Below are 19,818 nucleotides of genomic sequence, written 5' to 3'. Positions count from 1 at the left end.
TTTTTATTCAAAATAAATGCATGAATATTGATACTATCCTAACCTAAGGCTGTCAACAGTGAAGATGAAATTACCTCCATTTATTGAGCTGTACCGGGCGTTGATCGCCACTCCGTCAATCAGCGCCACCGATGCCGGCCTCGATCAGAGCAATGAGGCGTTAATCAACTTGCTGGCCGGATGGTTTGCCGACCTGGGCTTTCGCGTCGACGTACAGCCGGTGCCGGAGTCGCGCCACAAATTCAACCTGCTGGCCAGCATCGGCGAAGGCAGCGGCGGCCTGCTGCTGGCCGGCCACACCGATACGGTGCCTTACGACGAAGGCCGCTGGACGCGCGATCCCTTCACCCTGACCGAGCACGACAACAAGCTCTACGGGCTGGGCACCGCCGACATGAAAGGCTTCTTCGCCTTTATTCTGGATGCGGTGCGCGATATCGACGCGAGCAAGCTGACCAAGCCGTTGTACATTTTAGCCACCGCAGATGAAGAAACGACGATGGCCGGCGCGCGTTACTTCGCCGCCTCTACCGCCATTCGTCCGGATTTCGCCATCATCGGCGAGCCGACCTCGCTGCAGCCGGTGCGCGCGCACAAGGGCCACATGGCCAACGCCATTCGCATCGTCGGCCAGTCCGGCCACTCCAGCGATCCGGCGCGCGGCGTCAACGCCATCGATCTGATGCACGAGTCCATCGGCCGCCTGATGGAGCTGCGCAAGACCCTGCAGGAGCGCTACAACAACCCGGCGTTCGCCGTGCCTTATCCCACCATGAACTTCGGCCATATCAGCGGCGGCGACGCGGCCAACCGCATCTGCGCCTGTTGCGAACTGCACCTGGATATCCGCCCGCTGCCCGGCATGACGCTCGACAACATCAACGAACTGATGCATCAGGCGCTGGAGCCAGTGAGCCAACGCTGGCCGGGCCGCCTGACCATCGAAGAGCTGCACGCGTCGGTGCCGGGCTACGAATGCCCGACCGACCACCGCATGGTGGCGGTGATCGAGGAACTGCTGGGCACCCGCACGCAGGTGGTCAACTACTGCACCGAAGCGCCGTTCGTGCAACAGGTATGCCCGACGTTGGTGCTCGGCCCCGGTTCCATCGATCAGGCCCACCAGCCGGACGAATACATCGACACCGCGTTTATCGAACCGACGCGCAAACTGTTGGGCCAGCTGGTCAATCACTTTTGCCGGCAATAAACCCGACATTTAGCAGGGGAAATGCTTTATGCTTCCCCTAACTCAAAATAAGTAGAAAGCAGCGAAATAAGCCACGCTGATAACCCACGCGGCGTAATTAAATTTCAGAAAATGCGCCGATTTTGATGTTTTTTTGCTAAAAATAGTGTCAATTGACGATTGGACAGGAACGCGATGGGATCAGGCAGGCGGTCTGCGCCTGACGCGTGAAATTTATTTACAAGATAAAAATCATACATACAGAACTGGGTCAGGGGTTATATGAACGAACAATATTCGGCAATGCGCAGTAATGTCAGTATGCTCGGCAAATTGCTCGGCGATACCATCAAAGAAGCGCTGGGCGAGCATATTCTCGATCGCGTTGAGACCATCCGTAAGCTTTCCAAATCCTCACGCGCCGGCAACGAAGCGCATCGCCAGGAGCTGCTTTCTACCCTGCAGAACTTGTCCAACGACGAGCTGCTGCCGGTGGCGCGCGCCTTCAGCCAGTTCCTCAACCTGACCAACGTCGCCGAGCAGTACCACAGCATTTCGCCCAACGGCGAAGCCGCCAGCAATCCGGAAGCGCTGGCTCAACTGTTCAGCCGCCTCAAAGACAAAAAGCTCAGCGACAAAGAGCTGCAGCACGCGGTGTCGCAACTCTCCATCGAGCTGGTGCTGACGGCGCACCCGACGGAGATCACCCGCCGCACCCTGATCCACAAGCTGGTGGAGGTCAACACCTGCCTCAGCCAGCTCGATCACAACGATCTGGCCGACTACGAGCGCAACAAGATCATGCGCCGCCTGCGTCAGCTGGTAGCCCAGTCGTGGCACACCGATGAAATTCGCAAACACCGCCCTTCTCCGATCGACGAAGCCAAATGGGGTTTTGCCGTCGTGGAAAACAGCCTGTGGGAAGGCGTGCCGGCGTTCCTGCGCGAATTCAACGAACAGCTGGAAAACTCCATCGATTACAGCCTGCCGGTGGAAGCGGTGCCGGTGCGCTTCACCTCCTGGATGGGCGGCGACCGCGACGGCAACCCGAACGTCACCGCCGAAATTACCCGCCATGTGCTGCTGCTCAGCCGCTGGAAAGCCTGCGACCTGTTTACCCGCGACATCCAGGTGCTGGTCTCCGAGCTGTCGATGACCGAGTGCACCCCGGAGCTGCGCGCCCGCGCCGGCGGCGATGAGGTGCAGGAGCCTTACCGCGAAATCATGAAGCAGCTGCGCAGCCAGCTGATGAGTTCCCAGGCTTATCTGGAAGGTCGCCTGAAGGGCGAGCGCGTGCTGAAACCGCACGACCTGCTGGTGAACAACGAGCAGCTGTGGGAGCCGCTGTATGCCTGCTACCAGTCGCTGCAGGCCTGCGGCATGGGCATCATCGCCAATGGTCAACTGCTGGATACCCTGCGCCGCGTGCGCTGCTTCGGCGTGCCGCTGGTGCGCATCGACGTGCGTCAGGAGAGCACCCGCCATACCGAAGCCATCGCCGAGCTGACCCGCTATCTGGGGCTGGGCGATTATGAAAGCTGGTCGGAAGCCGATAAACAGGCGTTCCTGATCCGCGAACTGAACTCCAAACGCCCGCTGGTGCCGCTGAAATGGCAACCGAGCGCCGACACGCAGGAAGTGCTGGAAACCTGCAGGGTGATTGCCGAAGCGCCGCAGGGCTCGATCGCCGCCTATGTGATTTCTATGGCGCGCACGCCTTCCGACGTGCTGGCGGTGCACCTGCTGCTGAAAGAGGCCGGCTGCCCGTTCGCGCTGCCGGTCGCCCCGCTGTTCGAAACCCTCGACGACCTGAACAACGCCGACGACGTAATGACCCAGTTGCTGAACATCGACTGGTATCGCGGCTTCATCCAGGGCAAACAGATGGTGATGATCGGCTATTCCGACTCGGCGAAAGACGCCGGCGTGATGGCCGCTTCCTGGGCGCAGTACCGCGCGCAGGACGCGCTGATCAAAACCTGTGAAAAGGCCGGCGTGGCGCTGACGCTGTTCCACGGCCGCGGCGGTTCCATCGGCCGCGGCGGCGCTCCGGCGCATGCGGCGCTGCTGTCGCAGCCGCCGGGCAGCCTGAAGGGCGGCCTGCGCGTCACCGAACAGGGCGAGATGATCCGCTTCAAGTTCGGCCTGCCGGAAGTCACCATCAGCAGCCTGGCGCTGTATGCCGGCGCGATCCTCGAGGCCAACCTGCTGCCGCCGCCGGAACCGAAGAAAGAATGGCGGGCGCTGATGGACGACCTGTCCGAGACCTCCTGCCGAATGTATCGCGGCTACGTGCGTGAAAACCCGGACTTCGTGCCTTACTTCCGCGCGGCCACGCCGGAGCTGGAGCTGGGCAAACTGCCGCTGGGCTCGCGCCCGGCCAAGCGCAAACCGAACGGCGGCGTAGAGAGCCTGCGCGCCATTCCGTGGATCTTCGCCTGGACGCAGAACCGCCTGATGCTGCCGGCCTGGCTCGGCGCCGGCGCCGGATTGCAGGAAGCGGTGAAAGCCGGCAAACAGGCGGAGCTGGAGGCGATGTGTCGCGATTGGCCGTTCTTCTCCACCCGCATCGCCATGCTGGAAATGGTGTTCGCCAAAGCCGACCTGTGGCTGGCGGAATACTACGATCAGCGCCTGGTGGATAAATCGCTGTGGCCGCTGGGCCAACAGCTGCGCGATCAGCTGGAAAGCGACATCAAGGTGGTGCTGACCATCGCCAACGATGCGCACCTGATGGAAGACCTGCCGTGGATCGCCGAATCCATCGCGCTGCGCAACGTCTATACTGACCCGTTGAACGTCTTGCAGGCCGAATTGCTGCACCGTTCGCGCCAGCAGGAGCAGCCAGACGCCCGCGTGGAGCAGGCGTTGATGGTTACCATCGCCGGCGTCGCCGCCGGGATGCGCAACACCGGCTAGTGAGCCTCATCGCGGCCCCGTTTATCGGGGCCGCTTTTTTATGCCTTTCCCCCACAAAAAAAGGGCGCCGCGGTAAAGCGGCGCCCTTTTCAATGGAACAAGCCCGTCAGGCGGCGGCCACCGGGCGCACGCCCAGCGTGTGGCAGATCGCGTAGCTCATCTCTGCACGGTTCAGCGTATAGAAGTGGAAATCTTTCACCCCTTCGCGGCTCAGGATCTTCACCATGTCCATGGCGATGTTGGCGCCGACCATTTTGCGGGTCTCCGCATCGTCGTCCAGCCCTTCGAACATGCTGGTCATCCAGCTTGGCACCCGCACGTTGGTCATGGTGGCGAAGCGCTGCAGCTGCTTGAAGTTGGACACCGGCAGAATGCCCGGCACGATTTCCACGTCGATACCGGCGGCGACGCAGCGGTCGCGAAAGCGCAGGTAGCTCTCAACGTCGAAGAAGAACTGGGTAATCGCGCGACTAGCGCCAGCATCGATCTTGCGTTTCAGGTTAATCAAATCGGCCTGGGCGCTCTTCGCCTCCGGGTGCACTTCCGGATAGGCGGCGACGGAAATGTCGAAGTCACCCACGTCTTTCAGCAGCGCCACCAGATCGGTCGCGTACATTTCCGGCTTGCCGCCGCCCGGCGGCAGATCGCCGCGCAGCGCCACGATATGGCGGATGCCGCTGTTCCAGTAATCGGTCGCGATGTCGCGCAGCTGCGCCGGGCTGGCGTCGATGCAGGTCAGGTGCGGCGCCGCCTCCAGGCCGGTGCGTTCCTTGATCCCTTTGATGATGCTGTGGGTGCGATCGCGCTCGCCGGAGTTGGCGCCGTAGGTGACGGAAACGAATTTAGGTTTGAGGATGCTCAGACGATCGATCGACTGCCACAGGGTCTCTTCCATCTCGCTGGTGCGTGGCGGGAAGAACTCGAATGATACGTTAATCTGGCCGTTCAACTCCGCCAGACTCTGATTCAGCGCTTCCCGCTGGTTTGCGTGGAAAAAACTCATACCCTGCTCACCTCTTATCGATCACTGTTTTTATTTCATCTTGATGAGCGTCTATACGTTTAGACGTCTAGATAGAAAATGCCGCATGTTGGCTAAAGAGTCAACAGGAAAATGAGGGGAATAAGATGATTAATCCTCACCCGCTCAACGAGGGAATTTCATGATCGCGACAAAGATAAGTATGGCAGGAAAAGCCAAGGGGCGCGGTGAGCCCGCGCCCGCAGAGGATTAAAGCAGCTGCGCCAATCGGTTAAGGTCTGACTGGATCGCGCCGGCGGTCACATCGCGGCCGGCGCCCGGCCCGCGGATCACCAGCGGATTATCGCGATACCAGCGGCTTTCGATGGCGAACACGTTGTCGCACGGCAGCAGCGAGGCCAGAGGATGCTCAGGGCGCACCGCCTCTACGCCGACCCGCGCCTTGCCGTTGGCGTCGAAACGCGCCACATGGCGCAGCACCAGGCCCATTTCGCTGGCGGCCTCAAAGCGCTGTTGCATCTGCTGATTCAGCGCCTCACCGTTCTCGAAGAACTGATCGACGGAGCCCAGCTCGCACCCCGCCGGCACCAGCGACTCGACCCGCACCTGGTTCGGTTCGATGTCGTAGCCCGCCTCGCGCGCCAGGATCACCAGCTTGCGCATCACGTCCTGGCCGGAGAGATCGACCCGCGGATCCGGTTCGGTCAGCCCCTGCTGCCAGGCCTGATCCACCAGCTCGGTGAACGGCACCGTGCCGTCATACTGCAGGAACAGCCAGGAGAGCGTGCCGGAGAAGATGCCGCTGATCGCCAGAATGCTGTCGCCGCTGTCGCGCAGATCGCGCACCGTGTGGTTGACCGGCAGGCCGGCGCCGACGGTGGCGTTATACAGCCAGTGGCGGCCGGTTTTGGCGAAGGCGTCGCGTATTTGGCGATAGCTGTCGCTGCACGAGGCCCCCGCCAACTTGTTGGCGCTGATCACGTGGAAACCGTAGCTGGCGAAATCCAGATACTGCCCGGCCAGCTCTTCGCTGGCGGTCACGTCGAGCACCACCAGATCGTCGAACGGGTGCGCGCGCATCCACAGGAACAGCGATTCTTCATCCAGCTCCTGCGCTTCGTCCTCAAAGAATGCCAGCGCGCGGCTGGCGTCCAGCCCGTCATAGTTCAGCAGGCTGCGGCGGCTGTCCACCACCCCCGCCAGGATAAATTCGAAGCCGCTGCGCGCGGAGATATTGGTCTGCTCACGGGCGAACAGCTCCAGCCAGCGCGACCCGATATTGCCCTTGCCGAACAGCACCAGACCGATGCGCTTCTCGGCGCGGAACAGGCTTTGGTGCAGCCCCTGGATCAGCAGCGCGGTCGGCCCCTGGCGCAATACCGCCACCAGGCTGATGCCATCTTCCGCCTGCCAGATAAACTCGACCGGCTGATCTTTCAGCTGCTGATAGAAACGGTGGCTGTGCAGCGGGTTCTTGCACACCCCGGCGCCGACCATCGCCACCAGCGCCAACCCTTCGCGCAGGCGCAGCTCGCCTGGCAGCACCGCGGCCTGCAGCGTCGCCAGCGCGCTGTTGACCACCTCGGAGGTGTAGCACAGCTGCACCAGGTTGCGGTCTGGGTGGATACCCACCGCCAGCGGTTTGATCTGCGCGCGCTTGAGCACCAGATCCAACTCTTTCTGCGCCAGTTTGAAGTCATGCTGAGCGGCAACGTGCAGTTCAATCAGGCACACATCGTCGTGGCTGGTGACAATCTTGGCGCCGGTGCCGGAAGCCAATACGCGCTCAATGCGCGTCGAGCCCTGCTCCGGCTGATAGCTGCAGCGCAGCTGAAGATCGATATCGCTACCGGAGACCGGCTGCAGGGTACGGGTGTGCAACACCGGCGCAGCCAGACGCGCCAGCTCGCTGGCTTCGTCCAGACGCAGCAGCGGCAGCAGGCAGGCGTCTTTCACCTTGCGCGGATCGGCGCTGTAAACCCCGGCCACGTCGCTCCAGATGGTGACGCGCGCAGCGCCGGCCAGCGCGCCGACCTGAGTGGCGGAGTAGTCGCTGCCGTTACGCCCCAACAGCACGGTTTCCCCGGCGTCGTTGCGCGAAATGAACCCGGTCACCACCAGGCGTTTACCCGGGTGTTGGGCCATCAATTGTTGCAACAGCGGGTAAGAACGGCCTTCATCCACCTGCGGCTGCGCGGCGCGCTCGGCGCGCAGGAAGTCACGCGCATCCAGCCAGGCCGCCTGCATGTCCAGGTGGTTGAGCACCGCCGCCATCAGGCGCGCCGACCAAATCTCGCCGTGCCCGACCACTTCGGCGTAGCACACCTCGTCGACATTGCCGTCCAGCAGCGCCGCCAGGCGTTCCAGATCCTGAATGAACTCGGCGATCAGCGGCTCGGCACTTTCCGGCGGCAACAGGCCGCTGATAAGATCGCTGTGATAACGACGCAACGTCTGCTGCACCTGGTGCGCAGACAGGCGATCGCTCTGGCTGAGCTTCAGCCAGTTGATCAACTGGTTGGTGGTACTGCCGGCGGCCGATACCACCATCATGTCGCCCGGCTGGCTGTATTCCGCCATAATCCCGGCCACACGCAGATAACACTTCACATCCGCCAGACTGCTGCCGCCAAACTTGTGCAGTTGACGCCCGCTCACCGGCCCTGCTACAGCAATTGCATTCATGCTTACCTCGTTGCCGCCGCCTGGAAAGCGCGTTCCAGATCGGCAATCAAATCTTCACTGTCTTCAATACCCACGGAAATGCGCAGCAGGCTCTCGGAGATGCCGGCCGCTGCCCGCGCCTCCGCCGCCATGCCGGCGTGAGTCATGGTCGCTGCATGCGAGATCAGGCTTTCTACGCCGCCCAACGATTCTGCCAGAGTAAACAGCTCAAGGGCAGAGAGAAAACGGCGCAGCACCGCTTCATCGCCGTCCAGTTCAAAACTCAGCATCGCGCCGAAACCGCGCTGCTGACGACGGGCGATCTCATGCCCCGGATTCTCCGGCAGGGAGGGATGATACAGCTTTTTCACCAGCGGTTGCTGCTGTAAATAGTCAACAATCGCTTCAGCGTTTTGTTGCGCCGCCTTGATGCGTGGCGACAACGTGCGCATGCCGCGCAGCAACAAATAGCTGTCGAACGCGCCGCCGGTCACGCCGATGTTGTTCGCCCACCAGGCCAGCTCGACCGCCAGCTCAGGATCTTTGGCGATCACCGCGCCGGCCACCACGTCCGAATGCCCGTTCAGGTATTTGGTGCAAGAATGGACCACCAGATCGGCACCGAGTTCGATCGGCTGTTGCAGGGCCGGGCTGAGGAACGTGTTGTCCACCACCGTCAACGCGCCCGCCGCGTGCGCGGCAGCGCAGATCGCCGCGATGTCCACCACCCGCAGCAGCGGATTGCTGGGGCTTTCTATCAACACCAGCTTCGGCTTTTGCGCCAGCGCCTGTTGCAGGGCGGCCTCATTGCCTTGATCGACGAACAGCACGCGATAAGCGCCGCGCTTGCTCAGGCTGTCGAATAACCGATAGCTGCCGCCGTAACAGTCGTGCGGCGCCACCAGCAGATCGCCGGGCTTCAGCAGTACGGTGGTCACCAGATGGATCGCCGACATCCCGCTGCCGGTCATCACCGCGCCGGCGCCGCCTTCCAGCTCCGCCAACGCGCGCTGCACCACGTCGCGCGTCGGGTTGCCGCGGCGCGAGTAGTCATGAGCTCGAGGTTGATTGAAGTCGGTAAAGTTATAGGTGCTGGACAGATGAATCGGCGGGACAACGCAGCCGTACTGTTCGTCGTCGTTCAGGCCGCTGCGTACGGCAATCGTGGCTGGTTTACGCGTCATGGGCTCGCTCGGCTCTCGGTTCGGTGAATGAGGCCTAAAGAGTAATCGCAGGATTGATAGACGTCAATACATCTGGACATCTAAACTTCTTTGCGTATAGATTGAGCAATGACACAATACCCGCTAAAATTATGCCGATATGACATGACGATAAGATGTTAAGCGGCAATGCCTGGCCGAAGCGGGGCATTCAGTGACCCTGGTCGCGTAAAATTGACATTTATTTAGTGAGAACAGTGAAGATCGGGCATAATTGGCCGGTTTTTAGAATTTTGTAATTTTTCTGACAAAGTTAAGGTGTCCCATGGCTGAGTGGAACGGCGAGTATGTCAGCCCTTACGCTGAACACGGTAAAAAAAGCGAGCAAGTCAAAAAGATCACGGTATCCATTCCGCTGAAGGTCCTGAAAATCCTCACCGACGAACGGACCCGTCGCCAGGTGAACAACCTGCGCCACGCCACCAACAGCGAACTTCTGTGCGAAGCGTTTCTGCATGCCTTTACCGGCCAGCCGCTGCCGAACGATGAAGACCTGCGCAAAGAGCGCAGCGATGAAATCCCGGAAGCCGCAAAAGCGTTGATGCGCGAACTGGGTGTCGATCCCGATACCTGGGAATATTGAGAACCGCCCGGCGAACGTCGGCGGCAGAAAAGAAAAAAGGCGCCCAGGGCGCCTTTTTCATCGGTCGATAAGAAATCTTATTTCTTAGCGCCTGGTACGCTGAAACGCTTGTTGAAGCGGTCAACGCGGCCACCGGTAGCAACGTCACGCTGCTTGCCAGTGTAGAACGGGTGGCATGCGCCACAAACGTCCAGGTTCAGATCGTGGCCCACGGTGGAGCGGATCTTCATCACGTTACCGCAAGAGCAGTTAGCAGTAACTTCTTCGTATTTTGGGTGGATACCTTGTTTCATGGGAAACCTCAGTTAAGGCCGTGTCGCTATCCAGCCCTGTTTCGCCAGACACCACACGTGGTTGATAATAGAATTTTGGTATCGAATTATACCAAAGGCGGCAAATTATACAGCATTAGTCGGGGCGCGCAATCGGAACCGTACATTTGACGATGCGCCGTGTAAACTGATGCCCACTTTTTTTCAATTTGGATGAGATCATGCCCGTCGTACACGTTGCTTTGCCGGTCCCCCTCGCCCGCACCTTCGACTATCTGCTGCCGTCCGGCATGCAGCCGGTGGCCGGCGCGCGCGTGGGCGTGCCCTGGGGCAGGCAGCATGCAATCGGCATCGTCACCGGCTGCAGCGACACCAGCGAACTGCCGTTGGACAAGCTCAAACCGATCGACAGCGTGATCGACACGGAATCGCTGTTCTCCCCCAGCCTGTGGCGCATCCTGCGCTGGGCCAGCGATTACTACCACTATCCCATCGGCGAAGTGCTGTTCCACGCGCTGCCGATCCTGCTGCGCCAAGGCAAACCGGCCGAGGCCGCGCCGCTGTGGCAGTGGTTCGCCACCGAAGAGGGGCGCGCCACGCCGCCCGAAAGCCTGAAACGCGCGCCGAAACAGCAGCAGGCGCTGGCGGCGCTGTTGCAACGCCCGGTCTATCGCCATCAGGTCAGCCAGCTTGAGCTGACGGAAAGCGCCCTGCAGGCGCTGCGCGCCAAAGGGCTGATCGATCTGCGCGCTCAGGTCGCGGCCACGCAGGACTGGCGCCCCAACTTTGCGGTGCTCGGCGAGCGGCTGCGGCTGAATACCGAACAGGCCACCGCCGTCGGGGCGATCCGAAGCGAAGATGAGCAGTTTGCCGCCTGGCTGCTGGCCGGGGTCACCGGCTCCGGCAAGACCGAGGTGTATCTCAGCGTGCTGGAAAACGTGTTGGCCAAAGGCCGGCAGGCGCTGGTGCTGGTGCCGGAAATCGGCCTGACGCCGCAAACCATCGCCCGCTTTCGCGAGCGCTTCAACGCGCCGGTGGACGTGCTGCACTCCGGGCTGAACGACAGCGAACGGCTGGCGGTTTGGCTGCGCGCGCGCAGCGGCGAAGCCGCTATCGTCATCGGCACCCGCTCGGCGCTGTTCACGCCGTTCCGGCAACTGGGCGTTATCATCATCGACGAAGAGCACGACAGCTCTTATAAACAGCAGGAAGGCTGGCGCTACCACGCCCGCGATCTGGCGGTGTTCCGCGCCCGGGAAGAAGATATCCCGATAGTGATGGGCTCCGCCACGCCGGCACTGGAAACACTGCACAACGTGCAGCTGGGCAAATATCGCCAGTTGAAGCTCACCCAGCGCGCGGGCAACGCCAAACCGGCGGCGCAGCATCTGATCGATCTGAAAGGGTTGCCGCTGAAGGTCGGCCTGTCGCAGCCGCTTTTGAAAAGCATGCAGCACCATTTAAAAGCCGGCAATCAGGTGATGCTGTTCCTCAACCGCCGCGGTTACGCCCCGGCGCTGCTGTGCCACGAGTGCGGCTGGATCGCCGAGTGCCAGCGCTGCGATCACTATTACACCTTCCACCAGCATCAGCGCCAGCTGCGCTGTCACCACTGCGACAGCCAGCGACCGGTGCCGCACCAATGCCCGCAGTGCGGCTCCACCCACCTGGTATCGGTCGGCGTCGGCACCGAACAGCTGGAACATGAGCTGGCGCCGCTGTTCCCCGACACGCCGATCACCCGCATCGATCGCGACACCACCAGCCGCAAAGGGTCGCTGGAGCAGCATCTGGCGGATATTCATCGCGGCGAAGCGCGCATTCTGATCGGCACGCAAATGCTGGCCAAGGGCCACCATTTTCCCGACGTCACGCTGGTGGCGTTGCTGGACGTGGACGGCGCGCTGTTCTCCGCCGACTTCCGCTCCGCCGAGCGTTTTGCTCAGCTCTATACCCAGGTCTCCGGGCGCGCGGGGCGAGCGGGCAAACAGGGTGAAGTGCTGCTGCAAACCCACCACCCGGAGCACCCGTTATTGCAGGTGCTGCTGCAACAAGGTTACGACGCCTTCGCCAAACAGACGCTAGCGGAGCGCAACAGCGTGTTTCTACCGCCCTACACCAGCCACATCATCGTGCGCGCCGAAGATCACGATAACCAACAGGCCCCGCTGTTCCTGCAGCAGCTGCGCAATCTGTTGGAAGCCAGTCCGCTTAAGGACGATTCGCTGTGGGTGATGGGCCCGGTGCCGGCGCTGCAGTCCAAACGCGGCGGCCGTTTCCGCTGGCAGCTGCTGCTGCAGCATCCGACACGGCGCGTCCTGCAACAGCTGATGAAAAGCTCGCTGCCGCTGATCGGCACCCTGCCGCAAACGCGCAAGGTGAAATGGACGCTGGATGTCGATCCGATCGACAGCTGATCCCGGAAAAGTCCGATTTAGCTGCCGTCATGCAAACGTTTACCCTTTAAATTGCGAGTGAACGCTAAAAAACCTTCTCAGGTCACATTTTTTATGCAAATTAGGTAACAAAGGCGGGGCGTATTCTGTTTAGAATGTCTGCGAGGGCAAATTTTGTCGCCACATCGCAGCGCGACGGAGTGCTCGAACGCGAGTGGCGCTCAATGACAACAATCCCGCCACCGCATGCCGGACATTGTGAGCAAACAGCAGTAGTGGCGTCGGCATGGGGCTGACGCAAGGAGAAAGGCGTTGGAACACAAGAAAGAGTTATCCATGGCGACCATGAAAGACGTCGCCGAAATGGCGGGCGTTTCAACGGCTACCGTATCGCGTGCGCTGATGAATCCGGAAAAGGTGTCAACGCCAACGCGTCAGAAAGTGGAACAGGCCGTGCTGGCCGTGGGTTATTCTCCTCATGCTCTGTCACGCAATATCAAACGCAACGAATCTCGCACCATCCTGGTGATCGTGCCCGACATCTGCGATCCGTTTTTCGCGGATGTGATCCAGGGGATCGAACAGACCGCCGCCCAACAAGGCTATCTGGTGCTGATCGGCGACTGCGCGCAGCAGAACCAGCAAGAACGCACCTTCGTCAATCTGATCATCACCAAACAGATCGACGGCATGCTGCTGCTGGGCTCTAATCTACCGTTCGACGCCAGCAAGGAAGAGCAGCGCAACCTGCCGCCGATGGTGATGGCCAATGAGTTCGCGCCCGAGCTGGAACTGCCGACGGTGCATATCGACAACCTGACCGCCGCCTTTGAAGCCGTGCATTATTTGCATCAATTGGGCCACCGGCAGATCGCCTGCGTCGCCGGGCCGGAACAGATGCCGCTGAGCCATTATCGGCTGCAAGGTTATGTTCAAGCGCTACGCCGTAATGGCATTACCGTCGAAAGCAGCTATATTACCCGGGGTGATTTTACCTACGAAGCCGGCGCGCAAGCGCTGACCCAGTTGATGGCTCAGCCGAAACCGCCGACGGCGGTGTTCTGCCACAGCGACGTCATGGCGATCGGCGTGCTGTCCCAGGCGAAGAAAATGGGGCTGCGGGTACCGCAGGATCTGTCGATCGTCGGCTTTGACGACCTCAAGCTGGCGCAGTATTGCGATCCGCCGCTGACCACGGTGGCGCAGCCGCGCTTCCAGATCGGCCAGCAGGCGATGTTGTTGCTGTTGGAGCAGTTGAACGGCCAGACGGTGGCCAGCGGCTCCCGACTCTTGGACAGTGAATTGATTATCAGAGGCAGCACCGCTGCTCCGAAACGCTAGTCAAATATTTTAGGGTTCAGTAACATGACGGACTTATCCTCTCATCAGGACACAGCGGAATAATAGTGGCACAAAAAGACTATGTAAGCCGTGGGCGCGCAGCAGGAGCTAAGCGCAAAACCCCCAGCCGTAAAAAACGCAGTTCTCCGAAGGTTTCCAAAACCGTGCTGGCGTTAGCCGTCGCGTTGCTGGTTGTCTTTGTCGGTGGCCTCTATTTCATTACGCACAACAAGCCGGAAGACGCGCCGTTGTTGCCTGCGCACACCACTCGCCCAGGCAACGGCCTGCCGCCGAAGCCGGAAGAGCGCTGGCGCTATATCAAAGAGCTGGAAAACCGACAGATCGGCGTGCAAACCCCGACCGAACCGACGGCCGGCGGCGAGCTCAATTCCAAAACTCAGCTGACCGCCGAACAACGGCAACTGCTGGAGCAGATGCAGGCCGACATGCAACAGCGCCCGACGCAGCTGAATGAAGTGCCGTATAACGATCCGGGCCAGGCCAACGCGCGCGGCAACCGCCAGCAGCAGATGCAACAACCGCAAATGCAGCAGCAGCCGGTACAGCAACAGCAGCAGGTCACTCAGGCGCCGCGCAACCCGTTCAACAACGGAGCCACCACCGCGCCGGTGCAGCAGCACCAGCAGCCGAAGCAAGTCACCCCGCCGCCGGCGCAGGTGAAACAGCCTGAGCCGAAGCCGCAACCGAAGCCGGAGCCCAAACCGGAAGTGAAACAGGAAACGGCCAAGCAGGACACCAAACCGGAATCGAAACAGAAGTGGATGGTGCAATGCGGTTCGTTCCGCGCCACCGATCAGGCTGAATCCGTGCGTGCGCGCCTGGCGTTCGAGGGCATCGAAAGCCGCATCACCGCCGGTGGCGGTTGGAATCGCGTGGTGCTCGGCCCCTACAGCAGCCGCGCCGCAGCGGACAAAACCCTTTCGCGCCTGAAGGGCGTCGGCATGTCGAGTTGCATTCCCCTCTCCGTTGGGGGTTGAAAAGCGTCAATCCCCCCCCATCTATACTCTCAATATGCCTCGTAGCGTCTGCGAAAGCAGGCGCTGCGGGGACTTCTTTCCGTCTTTAACGAGGGTCTGCTCGTGACAACAATTGTAAGCGTACGCCGCAACGGCCAGGTCGTCATCGGTGGTGATGGCCAGGCAACCCTGGGTAATACGGTGATGAAGGGTAACGTCAAGAAAGTGCGTCGCCTGTATAACGACAAAGTGATCGCCGGTTTCGCCGGTGGCACCGCTGACGCCTTCACGCTGTTTGAACTGTTTGAACGCAAACTGGAAATGCATCAGGGCCACCTGGTGAAAGCCGCCGTCGAGCTGGCGAAAGACTGGCGCACCGACCGCATGCTGCGCAAGCTCGAAGCGCTGCTGGCGGTCGCCGATGAAACCGCCTCGCTGATCATCACCGGCAACGGCGATGTGGTGCAGCCGGAAAACGATCTGATCGCCATCGGCTCCGGCGGCCCGTACGCCCAGGCCGCCGCCCGCGCCATGTTGGAAAATACCGAGCTGAGCGCCCGCGACATCGTTGAGAAATCCCTCAACATCGCCGGCGACATCTGTATTTACACCAACCATTTCCACACCATTGAAGAATTGCCTTCCAAAGCGTAAGGATCGAATACCATGTCTGAAATGACCCCGCGCGAGATCGTCAGCGAACTGGACAGCTATATCATTGGCCAAAACAAGGCCAAACGCGCTGTCGCCATTGCCCTGCGCAACCGCTGGCGCCGGATGCAGCTCAACGAGATGCTGCGTCACGAAGTGACCCCGAAAAACATTCTGATGATCGGCCCGACCGGCGTCGGTAAAACCGAAATCGCCCGCCGTCTGGCGAAGCTGGCCAACGCGCCGTTCATCAAGGTTGAAGCCACCAAGTTCACCGAAGTGGGCTATGTGGGCAAAGAAGTGGACTCCATCATTCGCGATCTGACCGATGCCGCCATCAAAATGGTGCGCATGCAGTCGATCGAGAAAAATCGCACCCGTGCCGAAGAGTTGGCCGAAGAGCGCATTCTCGACGTGCTGATCCCGCCGGCCAAAAACAACTGGGGCCAGCCGGAAGAAGGCCAGGAACCGTCCGCCGCCCGCCAGGCATTCCGCAAGAAGCTGCGCGAAGGCCAGCTGGATGACAAAGAGATCGAAATCGATCTGGCCGCCGCGCCGATGGGCGTGGAAATCATGGCGCCTCCGGGCATGGAGGAGATGACCAACCAGCTGCAGTCGATGTTCCAGAACCTCGGCGGCCAAAAGCAAAAACCGCGCAAGCTGAAGATCAAAGAAGCCTTCAAGCTGCTGGTGGAAGAAGAAGCCGCCAAGCTGGTGAACCCGGAAGAGCTGAAAGAGCAGGCGATCGAAGCGGTTGAGCAGCACGGCATCGTATTTATCGATGAGATCGACAAAATCTGTAAGCGCGGCGGCCAAAGCTCCGGCCCGGACGTTTCCCGCGAAGGCGTGCAGCGCGATCTGCTGCCGCTGGTGGAAGGGTGCACCGTGTCCACCAAGCACGGCATGGTGAAAACCGACCACATTCTGTTCATCGCTTCCGGCGCGTTCCAGACCGCCAATCCGTCGGATCTGATCCCGGAACTGCAGGGCCGTCTGCCGATCCGCGTTGAGCTACAGGCGCTGACCACCGAAGACTTCGAGCGCATCCTGACCGAGCCGAGCGCGTCGCTGACCGAACAGTACAAAGCGCTGATGGGCACCGAAGGCGTCAATATCGAGTTCACCGCCGACGGCATCCGCCGCATCGCCGAAGCCGCGTGGCAGGTCAACGAAAGCACCGAGAACATCGGCGCGCGTCGTCTGCACACCGTGCTGGAGCGTCTGATGGAAGATATTTCCTACGATGCGAGTGAAATTAATGGCCAATCCATTACAATTGATGCGGATTACGTGCGCAGTCATCTGGATGAACTGGTGGCGGATGAAGATTTGAGTCGTTTTATCCTATAATCGCTCAATCATTGTCTTGTCAGTCATCTGTGTGGGAGGCATTGCCTCCCACAATTATTTCTAACGGACACCGCAACTTACTGACAGAAGCGAAACATGAGCTCATCAACCTCCACCACCCCGATTTCCGCCTGGCTCGAAAGTCTACGCCCCCGCACCCTGCCGTTGGCCTTTGCCTCCATCGTGGTCGGCTCGGCGATCGCCGCCTGGCACGGCAGCCTGAAACCTGAAGTGGCGCTGCTGGCGCTGGTGACCGCCGGTCTGCTGCAGATCCTCTCCAACCTGGCGAATGACTACGGCGATGCGGTCAAAGGCAGCGACAAAGAAGATCGCATCGGGCCGTTGCGCGGCATGCAAAAGGGCATGATCACCCAGGCGCAGATGAAACGGGCGCTGGTGGTGACGGTAGTGCTGATCGCCATCGCCGGCTGTTCGCTGATCGCCGTCGCCTGCGAGCAACCCAGCGACGTGGTGGGCTTCCTGGTGCTGGGCGGGCTGTCTATCGTGGCGGCCATCACCTACACCGTCGGCAACAAACCCTACGGGTATTTGGGGCTGGGCGACATCTCGGTGCTGGTGTTCTTCGGCTGGCTGAGCGTGGCCGGCACCTACTATTTGCAGACGCACACCTTCGACAGCGTCGTGATGCTACCGGCCACCGCCTGCGGCCTGCTGGCGACGGCGGTACTCAACATCAACAATCTGCGCGATATCGAAAGCGATCGCGAAAACGGCAAGAATACGCTGGCGGTGCGTCTCGGCCCGCACAAGGCGCGCATTTACCACGCCCTGCTGCTCGGCGGCGCGGTGCTGTGTTTCGCGCTGTTTACGCTGTTCAACCTCCACAGCCTGTGGGGTTGGCTGTTCGTGCTGGCGATCCCGCTACTGGTGCGCCACGGCCTGCGCGTGCTGCGCGATCCGACGCCGGTCGGCATGCGGCCGATGCTGGAGCATATGGTCAAGGCGGCGTTGCTGGCCAACCTGCTGTTCGCCATCGGCGTGGCGCTCAGTTAAAAACTGATGATTTTGCCAACAGGGCGAATAAAGGGATATACTGAACATTCCTGCGGCAAACAGACGTAAAATCCTATGAAATACGATACTTCCGAACTTTGCGACATCTATCATGAAGAGGTGAACGTTGTTGAACCTCTGTTCTCCAATTTTGGCGGGCGTACTTCATTTGGCGGGCAGATCACCACGGTGAAATGCTTTGAGGATAACGGCCTGTTATTCGATCTGCTTGAAGAAAACGGTCGCGGCCGCGTGCTGTTGGTCGACGGCGGCGGTTCGGTACGCCGGGCGCTGATCAACGCCGAACTGGCGCGCCTGGCCGCCCAGAACGAATGGGAAGGCATCGTGGTGTACGGCGCGGTGCGCCAGGTGGACGATCTGGAAGAGCTCGACATCGGCATTCAGGCGATGGCGGCGATCCCGGCGGGTGCCGTAAGCGAAGGCGTGGGCGAAAGCGATATCCGCGTCAACTTCGGCGGCGTCACCTTCTTCTCCGGCGACCACCTGTATGCCGACAACACCGGCATCATCCTCTCCGAAGACCCGCTCGACATCGAGTGATTTTCGGACATGAAAAAGGGCGCCTCAGGCGCCCTTTTCGTTGCTGCATGGCGTAAGGAATCAAACCTCTTCCATTTTGCCCAGCAGCGCGCGCAGGCGATCTTGCCATACGTGCTGTTCTTCTTTCAGCTGTTGGTTTTCGCGCACCAGCGCTTCGTGGTTGCCGGAGGCAGCCTGCACTTCCTGCGACAGAGAGTTGTTTTTGTCTTTCAGCTCTTCAATTTCCATCTGCAACAAGGTGATGGTATCAATCGCCTGCTGTACTTTTGCTTCCAGTTTCTCAAATACTTCAAATGACATGCTTCAGTCCCCTCATGATAGCAAGGCGTACATCTATAAGTAGCGGCCGCAACGTCGGCTGCAGCTACTGCGAATATTGCATCGCGCTCAGTGACGCGCGCCGTTACGGAAGGCGCGCCAGTCTCGATTCGTTAAAAACGATTGTAAGTAGCCAGTCTCCGCCTGTCTAGCAACATACCGGATCATCGCGCAGTCTGTTGCAATTTTCCTGCCCTCGCCATCAGTAAAAACTGAAAATCCCCGCCGCCGCCGCCGCGAGTTGTTAACGCCACTCGCCAAACCACTGGTCAGATCACACTTTTATGGCTCAGAAAGAACACTGAACGACGCGAAATCGCTCAATTTTATGACGCGCCACACACATTTTGATTTCGCTATTTCTCGTTTATGTTCGTTAACGATAAATTTACATCACGTCCTCATTCAATAATTGGACGAGATGAAAAAAACTGTGCCCATAGGTCAGATGTATACCTGGCTGAACCTATAAACCAACAACCGCCGTTTTGCAGGACACCAACATTATGAGCCAAACCACCAGTCCGACATTAAAAGGCCAGTGCATCGCCGAGTTCCTCGGCACGGCGCTGCTGATCTTCTTTGGCGTAGGCTGCGTTGCCGCACTGAAACTGGCGGGCGCCAGCTTCGGCCAGTGGGAAATCAGCATCATTTGGGGCCTCGGCGTCGCCATGGCCATCTATCTGACCGCCGCCATTTCCGGCGCGCATCTCAACCCGGCGGTCACCCTCGCCCTGTGGCTGTTCGCCTGCTTCGACGGGCGCAAAGTGGTGCCTTACATCATTGCGCAGATCGCCGGCGCCTTCTGCGCCGCCGCCCTGGTCTACGGGCTGTACTACAACCTGTTCTTCGACTTCGAAGCGGCTCACCATATGGTGCGCGGCAGCAACGAAAGCCTTGAACTGGCCGGCATCTTCTCGACTTACCCTAACGCGCACATCTCCGTCGGCCAGGCCTTCCTGGTAGAAATGGTGATCGCTGCGATCCTGATGTGCCTGATCCTGGCGCTGACCGACGACGGCAACGGCATTCCGCGCGGCCCGCTGGCGCCGCTGCTGATCGGTATTCTGATTGCCGTGATCGGCGCCTCCATGGGACCATTGACCGGCTTTGCGTTGAACCCGGCGCGTGACTTCGGGCCGAAACTGTTCGCCTACCTGGCCGGCTGGGGCAAAGTCGCCTTCACCGGCGCGCGCGACATCCCGTACTTCCTGGTGCCGATCTTCGCCCCTATCGTCGGCTGTGGCCTGGGCGCTTTCGGTTACCGCGCGCTGATTGGCCGCCACCTGCCGTGCGACGTCTGCGTGACGGAAGAAGAGCCCGACGCCAAGACCCAGCAGCGTAAAGCGTGATGGGTGCAGTTTTAAACGGTTAACAA

The 19,818-nt window shown here is 60.3% G+C and carries 16 protein-coding genes; 11 read left to right on the top strand and 5 right to left on the bottom strand.

Going from position 1 to position 19,818, the window contains the following annotated elements; genetic code table 11:
* The first annotated feature begins 64 nt into the window (after positions 1 to 64).
* Together argE and ppc are read left to right on the top strand one after the other, a co-directional pair.
* Positions 65 to 1,210: an acetylornithine deacetylase gene (gene argE, locus J0X03_RS00455; RefSeq protein WP_015379410.1), complete on the top strand. Its 1,146-nt coding sequence runs from the start codon at positions 65 to 67 to the stop codon at positions 1,208 to 1,210.
* Between the two features lie 261 nt (positions 1,211 to 1,471).
* Positions 1,472 to 4,108, top strand: coding sequence for a phosphoenolpyruvate carboxylase (ppc, locus tag J0X03_RS00450; protein ID WP_004931070.1), 2,637 nt, complete (start codon positions 1,472 to 1,474; stop codon positions 4,106 to 4,108).
* A gap of 106 nt (positions 4,109 to 4,214) precedes the next feature.
* Here the strand turns inward: ppc and metF are convergent, their stop codons facing one another.
* The 3 genes from metF to metB all read right to left on the bottom strand — a co-directional run bounded on the left by metF (position 4,215) and on the right by metB (position 8,938).
* On the bottom strand, positions 4,215 to 5,111 hold the full coding sequence (metF, locus tag J0X03_RS00445; protein ID WP_033645217.1) for a methylenetetrahydrofolate reductase: 897 nt from the start codon (positions 5,109 to 5,111) through the stop codon (positions 4,215 to 4,217).
* Between the two features lie 228 nt (positions 5,112 to 5,339).
* Positions 5,340 to 7,775, bottom strand: coding sequence for a bifunctional aspartate kinase/homoserine dehydrogenase II (locus J0X03_RS00440; protein WP_033645216.1), 2,436 nt, complete (start codon positions 7,773 to 7,775; stop codon positions 5,340 to 5,342).
* Between the two features lie 2 nt (positions 7,776 to 7,777).
* Positions 7,778 to 8,938 (bottom strand): cystathionine gamma-synthase, encoded by a 1,161-nt coding sequence (gene metB, locus J0X03_RS00435; protein WP_033645215.1) that lies wholly within the window; start codon positions 8,936 to 8,938, stop codon positions 7,778 to 7,780.
* A 304-nt stretch (positions 8,939 to 9,242) separates the two neighbouring features.
* Here metB and metJ point away from each other — a divergent pair, with 304 nt between their 5' ends.
* Positions 9,243 to 9,560, top strand: a complete 318-nt coding sequence (gene metJ / locus J0X03_RS00430; RefSeq protein ID WP_004931076.1) for a met regulon transcriptional regulator MetJ — start codon at positions 9,243 to 9,245, stop codon at positions 9,558 to 9,560.
* 77 nt (positions 9,561 to 9,637) lie between these two features.
* On the opposite strand, the gene rpmE is transcribed toward metJ, so the two are convergent.
* A complete protein-coding gene (gene rpmE, locus J0X03_RS00425) occupies positions 9,638 to 9,853 on the bottom strand; it encodes a 50S ribosomal protein L31 (RefSeq protein WP_004931078.1) in 216 nt (71 codons plus the stop codon).
* 200 nt (positions 9,854 to 10,053) lie between these two features.
* Between rpmE and priA the strand changes: the two genes are divergently transcribed.
* The 7 genes from priA to rraA all read left to right on the top strand — a co-directional run bounded on the left by priA (position 10,054) and on the right by rraA (position 18,122).
* On the top strand, positions 10,054 to 12,249 hold the full coding sequence (priA, locus tag J0X03_RS00420; RefSeq protein ID WP_160204684.1) for a primosomal protein N': 2,196 nt from the start codon (positions 10,054 to 10,056) through the stop codon (positions 12,247 to 12,249).
* A gap of 291 nt (positions 12,250 to 12,540) precedes the next feature.
* The gene (gene cytR, locus J0X03_RS00415; RefSeq protein ID WP_025304661.1) at positions 12,541 to 13,569 is read left to right on the top strand and encodes a DNA-binding transcriptional regulator CytR; all 1,029 of its coding nucleotides are present in this window, start codon (positions 12,541 to 12,543) and stop codon (positions 13,567 to 13,569) included.
* A gap of 65 nt (positions 13,570 to 13,634) precedes the next feature.
* Positions 13,635 to 14,567: a cell division protein FtsN gene (ftsN, locus tag J0X03_RS00410; RefSeq protein WP_033645213.1), complete on the top strand. Its 933-nt coding sequence runs from the start codon at positions 13,635 to 13,637 to the stop codon at positions 14,565 to 14,567.
* Between the two features lie 102 nt (positions 14,568 to 14,669).
* Entirely contained in the window at positions 14,670 to 15,200 is a 531-nt protein-coding gene (gene hslV / locus J0X03_RS00405) for an ATP-dependent protease subunit HslV (RefSeq protein WP_004931085.1), read from the top strand.
* 12 nt (positions 15,201 to 15,212) lie between these two features.
* Positions 15,213 to 16,547: an HslU--HslV peptidase ATPase subunit gene (gene hslU, locus J0X03_RS00400; protein WP_033645212.1), complete on the top strand. Its 1,335-nt coding sequence runs from the start codon at positions 15,213 to 15,215 to the stop codon at positions 16,545 to 16,547.
* 96 nt (positions 16,548 to 16,643) lie between these two features.
* Positions 16,644 to 17,561: a 1,4-dihydroxy-2-naphthoate polyprenyltransferase gene (locus J0X03_RS00395; RefSeq protein ID WP_033645211.1), complete on the top strand. Its 918-nt coding sequence runs from the start codon at positions 16,644 to 16,646 to the stop codon at positions 17,559 to 17,561.
* 75 nt (positions 17,562 to 17,636) lie between these two features.
* Positions 17,637 to 18,122, top strand: a complete 486-nt coding sequence (gene rraA, locus J0X03_RS00390; RefSeq protein ID WP_004931090.1) for a ribonuclease E activity regulator RraA — start codon at positions 17,637 to 17,639, stop codon at positions 18,120 to 18,122.
* A gap of 60 nt (positions 18,123 to 18,182) precedes the next feature.
* Here the strand turns inward: rraA and zapB are convergent, their stop codons facing one another.
* Positions 18,183 to 18,422, bottom strand: a complete 240-nt coding sequence (gene zapB / locus J0X03_RS00385) for a septal ring assembly protein ZapB (protein WP_004931092.1) — start codon at positions 18,420 to 18,422, stop codon at positions 18,183 to 18,185.
* A gap of 524 nt (positions 18,423 to 18,946) precedes the next feature.
* Here zapB and J0X03_RS00380 point away from each other — a divergent pair.
* Complete coding sequence (locus J0X03_RS00380; protein WP_004931095.1) at positions 18,947 to 19,792, top strand: MIP/aquaporin family protein; 846 nt, start codon at positions 18,947 to 18,949, stop codon at positions 19,790 to 19,792.
* The last annotated feature ends 26 nt before the right edge of the window (positions 19,793 to 19,818 follow it).

This window comes from Serratia ureilytica (assembly GCF_017309605.1).
In the GTDB taxonomy this organism is placed as follows: domain Bacteria; phylum Pseudomonadota; class Gammaproteobacteria; order Enterobacterales; family Enterobacteriaceae; genus Serratia; species Serratia ureilytica.
Note: the sequence above shows the minus strand (reverse complement) of the source record. Positions and strands in the feature narration are given on the sequence as shown.

Coding starts and splice junctions, on each gene's coding strand:
- argE (WP_015379410.1), top strand. CDS start 65: ATGAAATTACCTCCATTTATTGAGCTGTACCGGGCGTTGATCGCCACT.
- ppc (WP_004931070.1), top strand. CDS start 1,472: ATGAACGAACAATATTCGGCAATGCGCAGTAATGTCAGTATGCTCGGC.
- metF (WP_033645217.1), bottom strand. CDS start 5,111: ATGAGTTTTTTCCACGCAAACCAGCGGGAAGCGCTGAATCAGAGTCTG.
- J0X03_RS00440 (WP_033645216.1), bottom strand. CDS start 7,775: ATGAATGCAATTGCTGTAGCAGGGCCGGTGAGCGGGCGTCAACTGCAC.
- metB (WP_033645215.1), bottom strand. CDS start 8,938: ATGACGCGTAAACCAGCCACGATTGCCGTACGCAGCGGCCTGAACGAC.
- metJ (WP_004931076.1), top strand. CDS start 9,243: ATGGCTGAGTGGAACGGCGAGTATGTCAGCCCTTACGCTGAACACGGT.
- rpmE (WP_004931078.1), bottom strand. CDS start 9,853: ATGAAACAAGGTATCCACCCAAAATACGAAGAAGTTACTGCTAACTGC.
- priA (WP_160204684.1), top strand. CDS start 10,054: ATGCCCGTCGTACACGTTGCTTTGCCGGTCCCCCTCGCCCGCACCTTC.
- hslU (WP_033645212.1), top strand. CDS start 15,213: ATGTCTGAAATGACCCCGCGCGAGATCGTCAGCGAACTGGACAGCTAT.
- J0X03_RS00395 (WP_033645211.1), top strand. CDS start 16,644: ATGAGCTCATCAACCTCCACCACCCCGATTTCCGCCTGGCTCGAAAGT.
- rraA (WP_004931090.1), top strand. CDS start 17,637: ATGAAATACGATACTTCCGAACTTTGCGACATCTATCATGAAGAGGTG.
- zapB (WP_004931092.1), bottom strand. CDS start 18,422: ATGTCATTTGAAGTATTTGAGAAACTGGAAGCAAAAGTACAGCAGGCG.
- J0X03_RS00380 (WP_004931095.1), top strand. CDS start 18,947: ATGAGCCAAACCACCAGTCCGACATTAAAAGGCCAGTGCATCGCCGAG.